Raw genomic sequence first — 9,276 nt, 5'->3', positions numbered from 1 at the left:
GGCCGGCCGCCCCGCCGCCGCGAGCGCGGTCGGTTTACGAAAGGTCGTTCAAGCTCTTGCCGACGTCGGCGAGCGTGAGCGGCCGGGCGTACGAGCCGGTGAGCTTGGGGGAGGGGACGTCGCAGCGGTAGGTGCCCCGGTCGGGCTTGAAGTCGGGGGCCTGCCAGCCGTCGGCGGTGGCCTTCACGGCGTTGAAGCAGGACTGTGCCGGGTCGTTGTCCGACAGGTCGACGGGGGCCTGGAGGCCGCCTGCGGTCCAGGTCTTCTCGTTGCGCGCGGCGTCGTAGACGCACTTGCGGGTCAGGTCGTTGCCGCAGCTCGCGGCGGACTTGGCGAAGACGAGCCAGGCGGAGAAGGCGCGGAGCGAGGGGAGGGTGACCTTGGCGCCGGGGGCGTACTTGGCGTACAGGTCGAGGACGCGCTGCGTCGCGGGGTTGGACGCGGCGCTTTCCAGCGGGGCGATGCCGCCGAGGTCGGCGACGTTGTTCTGGGCCGCGAGAACCTGGTCGCCGGCGAGTTCGATGAACGCGGGGTTGTACGCGTTGTTGTTGGCGTCGATCCAGTCGAGCTTGTGGCCGAGGTTGGTCAACGCCTGCTCAAGTTTGGCGAGTTGGGCGTACTGGCCGTAGAAGACGAGGCCGCGCACGTTCTTGTTCTTGATGCTCTGCGCGTACGGGGTCCAGTCGCTGACGCCCGCCGCCGGGTACAGGTCGTCGTAGACGACGGTGCCGCCCGCGGCCTTCAGGCTCTCGACGGCCTTGGCACCGAGGACCTTGGTGACGGGGGAGTCGCCGTTGATGATGCCGAGCGCGCCCGCGGAGGCCGGGTGGGCCTCCTTGAGCAGCCAGGCGTAGAACCCGGCGTAGGGCACGTGCGAGATGGGCCGCGCCTGCGAGCGGACCTGGAGGTCGGAGCCGTCGGCCTCGGCGGACGAGGACTGGGCGGGGAAGTCCGGCAGCATGCACGACAGCCGGTCCTTGACACCCATGCCGTCCAGGGACGCGCCGCCGCCGACCAGGGCGAAGTCCTCGCGGCACGCCTCGGCGACGCGCTGCCGGACCTCGACCATCTTCGTGTCGCGGGTGGTGGCGACGAGTTTGCGGCCGTTGATGCCGCCCGCGTCATTGCACCACGACGTGAACACCTTTGCGGCGTCGACGAATTCCTGGTTCTTGGTGAAGCCGATGTCGGACATCACGCCGACCTTGATCTCGTCGGCGGTCACGCCCTGCGCCGGAGAGCCGGTCGACTCACCGGGTTGGCAGACGTTCTTCAGATCACCGAAGTCGGCGGATATCGGGGTGGCCTGCGGGGCCTGCGCGCCTTGTTCCTCACTGCTGTTCGATCCGCCGCGGTCGGCACATCCGGCGGCGAGCAGGGCGGTCACCGCGAGCGCGGTGACGGTCGTTCGGGATCTCATGCGTGGTTCCTCGGGGCTGGTGGCGGTGCAGTCGGGGCGTCCGGTCGGCGGCCACGTCGCCGCGGTCCGCGCGAACCCGACTGGGGGAAAGGGGTGTTGACCGGAATGCTCGGGCGCCCGGTCCGGTGGGCCGGGCGGCGAAGTGCTCAGTCGAGGGGCGCGGGGACGTAGCGCCCGACCGGCCGGCCCGGGTGCAGGACGACTTCGGTGCCGGGCTCCGCCATACGCAGGGTGTCGACGATTGCGGCCGCGACCTCGTCGGAGGTGAGCATGGGGATGCCGGCCGCCTGGAAGCGCTCGCGTCCGCCCGCCGTGAGAGGGGTGTCGACGAGGCCGGGGCAGACGGCACTGAAACGGATCCCCTCGGCGGCGAGCGTGCCGGAGAAGGCGCGGACCAGGCCGATGACGGCGTGCTTGGTCATCGTGTATATGGGGTCCTGCGGGACGCCTTTGAGGGCGGCGTGCGAGGCGGTGACCACGATGGAACCGCCGCCTGTCCGGCGCATGACGGGGAGCGCGGCACGCAGCCCGTACACGACGGAGTGCTGGTTGACGCCGACGACCGCCTGGTAGCGGCCCAGATCGAGGGTGGCCGGGTCCTTGTCGGCGCAGTTGATGCCGGCGTTGAGGACCAGGAAGTCGACGCGGTCGCCGGCAGCGTCGACGGCCTTCCGCGACACCTCCGGGTCGGTCAGGTCGCCGACGACGGCCGTGCCGCCGATCGCCGCGGCGACCCCCTCCACCTTGGGATCGCGGTCCACCACGACGCACCGCACTCCGGCCGCCGTGAGCAAGCGTGCGACGCCTTCCCCGATGCCGCCCGCGGCTCCGGTGATGACGGCCGTCTCGGTCATCCGTTCCACCTCGTCCCAATCTTTCGTTGATGTGTAGGCAGTCCTACTTACGTGTAGGTAGGAAGGTAGGGGATGACATAGTCCCGGCGGTAGTGTCTGGGCGTGACGATCGGACAACGGAGATGACGCGGACCAGGCGCGACGAAATCGTGGACGCCGCGCTGGAACTGTTCGCCGCACGCGGCTACCAGGGCGCGTCGATCGACGCGATCGCGCAGCGGGTCGGCCTGACCCGGCAGGGGGTCCTGCACTACTTCCCCGGCAAGGAAAAGCTGCTCGTCGAGGTGCTGCGCCGCCGGGAGGAACTGGCCCGCGCCCATCTGCGATCCGACTACGCCGAAGAGGATCTGCCCGACCAGATGGCCCATGTGGTCGCCCACGACCACGAGCGAGTCGGGCTCACGCAGGTGTACAGCGTGCTGCTCGGCGAGAGCATCACGGAGGGGCACCCGGCGCAGGGGTACTTCCGCGACCACTACGCGGCGGTGCGTGCGCGCATGGCCGACAGCTTCACCGAGCGCTGGGGGGAACGCCTGCCGAGCGGCCTGACCCCGCGCGCGGCGGCGACGGCGCTGCTCGCGCTTCTGGACGGGATGCAGCAGCAGTGGCTGCTCGCCCCCGAGCAGGACGACCATCCGGAGATCATCCGGGACGTGCTGACCGTGCTGCTAGGCGAGGACTCCGGCGCGCGGCACCGCGCGGACAGAAGCGCAGGACACGGCGAAGGACGCGGCGGAGGACAAGGCGGAGGACAAGGCGGAGAACCCGCCGAGGAACCCGTGGAGGAACAGCGCGACGAACACGCCGCGCGGCAGGGCAGGGGCCAGGGCGGAGAACCGGTCCGCGAACGGGCCGAGGAAAACGCCGGGCGGCAAGGCGGAGAACGCATTCGCGAACGCCGCGAGGAACAGGGCGGAGAACCGGTCCGCGAACCGCGTGACGAACCCGGCGGGCGGCAGAGCGCAGGACCGGTCAGCGAACGCCGCGAGGAACACCGTGGGGAGCACGGTGCAGAGCCGGTCCGGGAACACCCCGACGAACCCGGCGGGCGGCAGGGCGGGCATCCCGGGCGCGGGCGCTTCGGTGCCACGTCGACTGTCCCCGCCGCCACGTCGGCGGAGGAATCGCCGCCGGGACAGCCCGCCGCCGCCCCCCGACGCGACCCCTCACGCAAAGGCGCCGAACGCCGCGAGCAGATCCTGCGCGCGGCCTTGGAGGTGTTCGCCGAGCGCGGCACCCGCGGCACGCTCCAGGAGATCGCGGACCGGGTCGGGGTGAAACAGCCTTCGCTCATGTACTACTTCGGTTCGCGCGAGGAACTGCTGCTGGCCGTCCTGAAGGAACGCGACGAACTCGGCGCTATGACCGCCCGTCAGGAGCCGGACCCCGTCGCCGCGGTGACCGGTTCGGTACGCCGCCACTTGGACGAGCCGGGCCTGATCAAGCTGTTCGCGGCCCTGTCCGCCGCTGCCACCAACCCCGACAACCACGCCCGCGACTTCTTCGCCGAGCGTCAGCGCGCGGCGCAAGCCTCCCTCACCGCAGGGCTCGCCGAGGGCCAGCGCCGGCAGTGGGTGCGCGACGACGAGCGAGCCGACGACATGGCACGGCTGCTGCCGGCCGTCGTCGACGGGCTCCAGACCCAGTGGCTTCTGGACCCGTCCGTCGACATGCCGGCCCTGGTGAAGACGTTCCTTCGCCTTTGTACGAAGCAGCGCGAGTCCGCGTCCGACTCCGAACAGGGCCCGGCCGGCTGATCCGGCCGACCAGTCGGCCGGGCCCAATTTCTATGCGTATGAGATTGGCGGGGTCGATGGTCAGCGGACCACGACGCGCACCCGAGCGAGGTTCCGCACGGCCGCGAAGCTCGTGTCCGCGTCGCCGTCGCGGTTGGCGGCGACCCGCAGCACGGGGAAGTACGTCCCGGGCGTGCGATAGGTGAACGTCGCCGACAGGCGGACGGTCGGGCGGGGGCTCCCCACCGTCGCCGGACGGAAGTCCCCGCTGCCGGTGAAGTCCCAGTCGGCCGCCACGACGTGGCCCGCGCCCGGCGGGACCTGGACCTCGGCCTTGAAGGTGACGGAGCGTCCGGCGGGGATCTCGATCCGGTCGCGTCCGCCGACGGTGAGGTCCACGACGGGCTGGACGCCTCCGCGCCGCGCGGCGCTCGCGGGAACCTCGATCTGGCCGTTCGAGACGGTGTAGCGCGTCGGCTGCGCGGGGACCGTGCCGCGCTCCGCCCACGCGCTGACGTCCCGCAGCGCCCGTTGGAGGATGCCGGAGTAGTCGACGAGGCCGGGCAGGTGGGCGCCGAGGTGGTCGGCGTTGTCGTTGAACCAGATCTGCATCTCGCTGTCGGCGCGTCCCCCGAGCGACTGCCGCACCTGAGTGCGGTACCAGTCCGCGTCCCACGGATAGGCGTCGTTGTCGAGGATGTTGGTGACCACGATCATTTTGCCGGTGATCTTGCCGGTGAAGGTGCCGCCGCCGCTTACATTGCGGGAGATCGCGGGCCCCACCTCGAAGGCGCGCTGCGGGTACACGGGCCGGCCGTCGGCGGCGCGGAACTGGTCCCACGCGTCGAAGCCGGCCCGTGTCGGCACCTGGTGGCGGTGGTAGGCGACCAGGGCGAGCGACCACCGGTTGTCCGAGCGGAGCCGGCCGCCGGCCGCGAGCGCGCCCAGGACCTCAGGGGAGTTGCCCGCGGCCAGGGTGAAGACCTTGGAGGCCGAGTCCAGCGTCCCGGTGAGCGTGCCGATCGCCGTGCCGTCCGAGTGCGAGGCCGCGAAGTCGAGCAGGGTGCCGCGCGGGTTCGCCGGCACGCTGTCGAGCACGAGAGCGGTCGGCGTGTTCTGCGCGTCCCGGTCGACGCGTGTGACGGTCGCCGTGTGGTCGATCCGCGCGGCGCGGAACAGTTCGCCCAGCGGCGACTGCTCGGTGCCGAGATGGCCGGGCTTGCCCCAGAAGTCGTCCGCGTACGTCGGGTCCATCGCGCGCACGGTGCCCCCGAAGCCGAGCAGTCCCTGTGCGTCGTCCAGTCCGAGGACGTACCTGTGGTTCTGCCATGCCCGCAGCGGCACGCCCATGCGCGTCACCTCGCGCAGCACCGCCCGCTCGACGTCGTTCAGACCCGCGTACGGGTCACCGGAACCGCCGGGCCGCACGGCGTCCTCGATCTGCGCTGCCTTCTCCGCCAGGACCAGCCGGGCGAACGCGCGGATGAAGAAGAAGTTCGGGATGGCCACCGGTGACCCGGGGATGAACGGCACCGCCCCGTCCCACACGCCGGAGGTGTTCTCCATGGCGCCGATGGTCTGGAACGAGCCGCCGCTGCCGCCCCATATGTAGCCGTGGATGCGTCCGGACCGGCCGTAGTACCGCGCCGCGACGACCCTGCCGAATTTGGCCGCCGCCGCGTCGACCCGGTAGCCGCCACCGCCGTTGGTCTGCACGGTGTAGGCCCCGCTCGCCGCGCCGAAGGCGATGTTCGCATCCTCGGCGACTTCGTTCTGCAAGGGATAGACGTTCTGGAAGAACCGCCCCTGCCACTGCCGTTTCGGCGGCAGGTAGATCGTGAACTTCTTGTCCGTGCCGTCGAAGTGGCCGGACACCCGTCGGTGCGGCACCGGCGCCGTGAGGTCGGTTTCGCTGTCGATGACCGGCCGGTCATACGGCGCGTCGGCGCAGCCGGGGGTGACCCAAACCGGTCCGCCCGGCTGCGGTGCCACGCACTGCGGCGCCTCGGCGGCCGATGCGCTGGTGCTCGTGATCGCGGGCGCGGCCACCACGACCGCCGCTCCTGCCGCCGCGCTGCGGACAAATGCACGCCGCGACCATGTCCCCGCCCCCGATGCCGCCTGCACGTCGTCACCGGGAGCCGGCTGTACGCTCATGAAATACCTCCTGAGGCCGTCGAGTTCCGCAGCATCGGAGCACGCCCGCCCACCGGCCACGGCGGACCCGGCTCGGCACCGCGACTCGCACGTGGGCATCACGAGTCGGAGAGCGTGAGGTACTCGTCGGCCGTTCCGGTTTCCGGCCGTCGGGTCGGAGGGCACGGAGCAGTGCCCGCCATCGGGACGGCGACGGCCACACGCGCTCGGAGGTCGCGAGAGCGACCTGTGGGCAGGCGAACTCCGCGATGAAACAATTCAGTTCCGAGCAAGCCGACTGCGCTGATGCGGTTCGGTGGTTTTTAAACGGGCGACTAAAAATGGTGCGGCACTTGTCTAACACCCGCGATCCGGAGGGTCAAGAGTGTGGCCTGCGAGCGGTCGGACGCCCGCCCTCGCGGTCGGTCCGGCAGGAACCCGTCAGCGGGCCGGATCGATCAGGAATGAAGAAGCGCGCGTCACCCGGCCGCGCCTAATCTGAGCCCCTGACCGCGACGGACGCCGCCGTCCACGCAGTTTGTTCGCCGTAGCGCAGCCCGACCCATGGAGACACGATGACCGCGGCCTCGAAGACCGACACCCACGCGCCCGAGCCGCACGCCGCCGACAGCCATGACTGGATTCGTGTGCACGGCGCGCGCGTGAACAACCTCAAGGACGTCAGTGTCGAGATCCCGAAGCGCCGGCTGACCGTCTTCACCGGCGTCTCCGGCTCGGGCAAGAGCTCGCTGGTGTTCGGCACGATCGCCGCCGAGTCACAGCGGCTGATCAACGAGACGTACAGCGCCTTCGTGCAGGGCTTCATGCCGACACTCGCGCGGCCCGAGGTCGACGTCCTCGACGGCCTCACGACCGCGATCATCGTCGACCAGCAGCGCATCGGCTCCGACCCGCGTTCCACGGTCGGCACCGCCACCGACGCCAACGCGATGCTGCGCATCCTCTTCAGCCGGCTCGGCATGCCGCACATCGGACCGCCCAGCGCGTACTCCTTCAACACCGCCACCGTCCGCGCGAGCGGCGCGATCACCGTCGAGCGCGGCGCCAAGAAGGCGGTCAAGGCGACCTTCTCGCGGACCGGCGGCATGTGTCCCGACTGCGAGGGCCGCGGCACTGTCTCCGACATCGACCTCACCCAGCTCTACGACGACTCCAAGTCGATCTCCGAGGGCGCGTTCACCATCCCCGGCTGGAAGTCGGACAGCTTCTGGACCGTGCGGCTCTACGCCGAGTCGGGCTTCCTCGACCCGAACAAGCCGATCCGCAAATTCACCAAGAAGGAGATGCAGGACTTCCTCCACCGGGAGCCGACCAAGGTCAAGGTCGAGGGCGTCAACCTCACGTACGAGGGGCTGATCCCCAAGATCCAGAAGTCGTTCCTGTCGAAGGACAAGGAGGCGATGCAGCCGCACATCCGGGCCTTCGTGGAGCGCGCGGTCACGTTCACCACCTGCCCGGAGTGCGACGGCACGCGGCTCAGCGAGGGCGCCCGGTCGTCCAAGATCGACGGGATCAGCATCGCCGACGCGTGCGCGATGCAGATCAGCGACCTGGCCGAGTGGGTCCGCGGCGTCAAGGACCCCTCCGTGGCGCCGCTGCTCACCGCGCTGGGCCGGACCCTCGACTCGTTCGCGGAGATCGGCCTCGGCTACCTCTCCCTCGACCGCCCCGCGGCCACGCTGTCGGGCGGCGAGGCCCAGCGCGTCAAGATGATCCGCCACCTCGGCTCGTCACTCACCGACACCACGTACGTCTTCGACGAGCCCACCATCGGCCTGCACCCGCACGACATCCAGCGCATGAACGACCTGCTGCTGCGCCTGCGTGACAAGGGCAACACCGTCCTCGTCGTGGAGCACAAGCCGCAGACCATCGCCATCGCCGACCACATCGTCGACCTCGGCCCCGGGGCCGGTACGGAAGGCGGCACCGTCTGTTTCGAGGGCACGGTCGAGGGGCTGCGGTCCGGCGATACCGTCACCGGCCGGCACCTCGACGACCGGGCCGCGCTCAAGGACACGGTGCGCAAACCCACCGGACACCTGTCGATCCGCGGCGCGGCCACGCACAACCTGCGCGACGTCGACGTGGACATCCCGCTCGGCGTGCTGTGCGTGGTCACCGGCGTGGCCGGCTCCGGCAAAAGCTCGCTGATCCACGGCTCGGTCCCGGCGTCGGCGGGAGTCGTCTCCGTCGACCAGACGCCGATCCGCGGCTCGCGGCGCAGCAACCCGGCAACGTACACCGGTCTGCTCGAACCGATCCGCAAGGCGTTCGCCAAGGCCAACGGCGTGAAGCCGGCGCTGTTCAGCGCCAACTCGGAGGGCGCCTGCCCGACCTGCAACGGAGCCGGAGTCGTCTACACCGACCTGGCGATGATGGCCGGCGTCGCCACCACGTGCGAGGACTGCGAGGGCAAGCGCTTCCTGGCATCGGTGCTGGAATACCGCCTCGGCGGCCGGGACATCAGCGAGGTGCTGGCCATGTCGGTGGCCGAGGCGGAGGAATTCTTCGGCGACGGGGAGGCGCGTACGCCCGCCGCGCACCGCGTCCTCGAACGCCTCGCCGACGTCGGCCTCGGCTACCTCGGCCTCGGCCAGCCGCTCACCACGCTGTCCGGCGGCGAACGCCAGCGGCTCAAGCTGGCCACGCACATGGCCGACAAGGGCGGGGTCTACGTCCTGGATGAGCCGACCACCGGCCTCCACCTGGCCGACGTCGAACAGTTGCTCGGCCTGCTGGACCGGCTCGTGGACTCCGGGAAGTCGGTCATCGTGGTCGAACACCACCAGGCGGTCATGGCGCACGCCGACTGGATCATCGACCTCGGCCCCGGCGCCGGCCACGACGGCGGCCGGATCGTCTTCGAAGGCACCCCCGCCGACCTCGTCGCCGCCCGCTCCACACTCACCGGCGAACACCTCGCGGAGTACGTCGGCGCCTGACCGCCGGTCGGACGCCCCGACAGCAGAGGCGCATGTGGCCCAGGGTTTGTCTTCGAACGCGCGTCGCGTGGGCCGCACCCCGGGCACGGCGTGTGCTCGCGGCGCGCGTTCGGGTGCCTTCCTCGACGGCCGTGCCCTCAAGTCACGGCGACCATACGCTCGCC

Annotated in this window: 5 protein-coding genes; 2 read left to right on the top strand and 3 right to left on the bottom strand. The window is 70.7% G+C overall.

What is annotated here, in order from left to right; genetic code table 11:
• Nucleotides 1–34: 34 nt before the first annotated feature.
• Nucleotides 35–1,420, bottom strand: coding sequence for an ABC transporter substrate-binding protein (locus ACRX5W_RS22915; RefSeq protein ID WP_436790139.1), 1,386 nt, complete (start codon nt 1,418–1,420; stop codon nt 35–37).
• A 146-nt stretch (nt 1,421–1,566) separates the two neighbouring features.
• Nucleotides 1,567–2,274: an SDR family oxidoreductase gene (locus tag ACRX5W_RS22910; protein WP_436790138.1), complete on the bottom strand. Its 708-nt coding sequence runs from the start codon at nt 2,272–2,274 to the stop codon at nt 1,567–1,569.
• Between the two features lie 122 nt (nt 2,275–2,396).
• Between ACRX5W_RS22910 and ACRX5W_RS22905 the strand changes: the two genes are divergently transcribed.
• A complete protein-coding gene (locus ACRX5W_RS22905; protein ID WP_436790137.1) occupies nt 2,397–4,031 on the top strand; it encodes a TetR family transcriptional regulator in 1,635 nt (544 codons plus the stop codon).
• A 60-nt stretch (nt 4,032–4,091) separates the two neighbouring features.
• Here the strand turns inward: ACRX5W_RS22905 and ACRX5W_RS22900 are convergent, their stop codons facing one another.
• Nucleotides 4,092–6,167 carry a PKD domain-containing protein gene (locus tag ACRX5W_RS22900; protein ID WP_436790136.1) on the bottom strand — a complete coding sequence of 692 codons (2,076 nt, stop codon included), beginning with the start codon at nt 6,165–6,167 and terminating at the stop codon, nt 4,092–4,094.
• 554 nt (nt 6,168–6,721) lie between these two features.
• Here ACRX5W_RS22900 and ACRX5W_RS22895 point away from each other — a divergent pair.
• Entirely contained in the window at nt 6,722–9,112 is a 2,391-nt protein-coding gene (locus ACRX5W_RS22895) for an ATP-binding cassette domain-containing protein (RefSeq protein ID WP_436790135.1), read from the top strand.
• Nucleotides 9,113–9,276: the final 164 nt, after the last annotated feature.

Origin of the sequence: Yinghuangia sp. YIM S10712, assembly GCF_051388935.1 — a bacterium.
Taxonomy (GTDB): Bacteria; Actinomycetota; Actinomycetes; order Streptomycetales; family Streptomycetaceae; genus Yinghuangia.
Note: the sequence above shows the minus strand (reverse complement) of the source record. Positions and strands in the feature narration are given on the sequence as shown.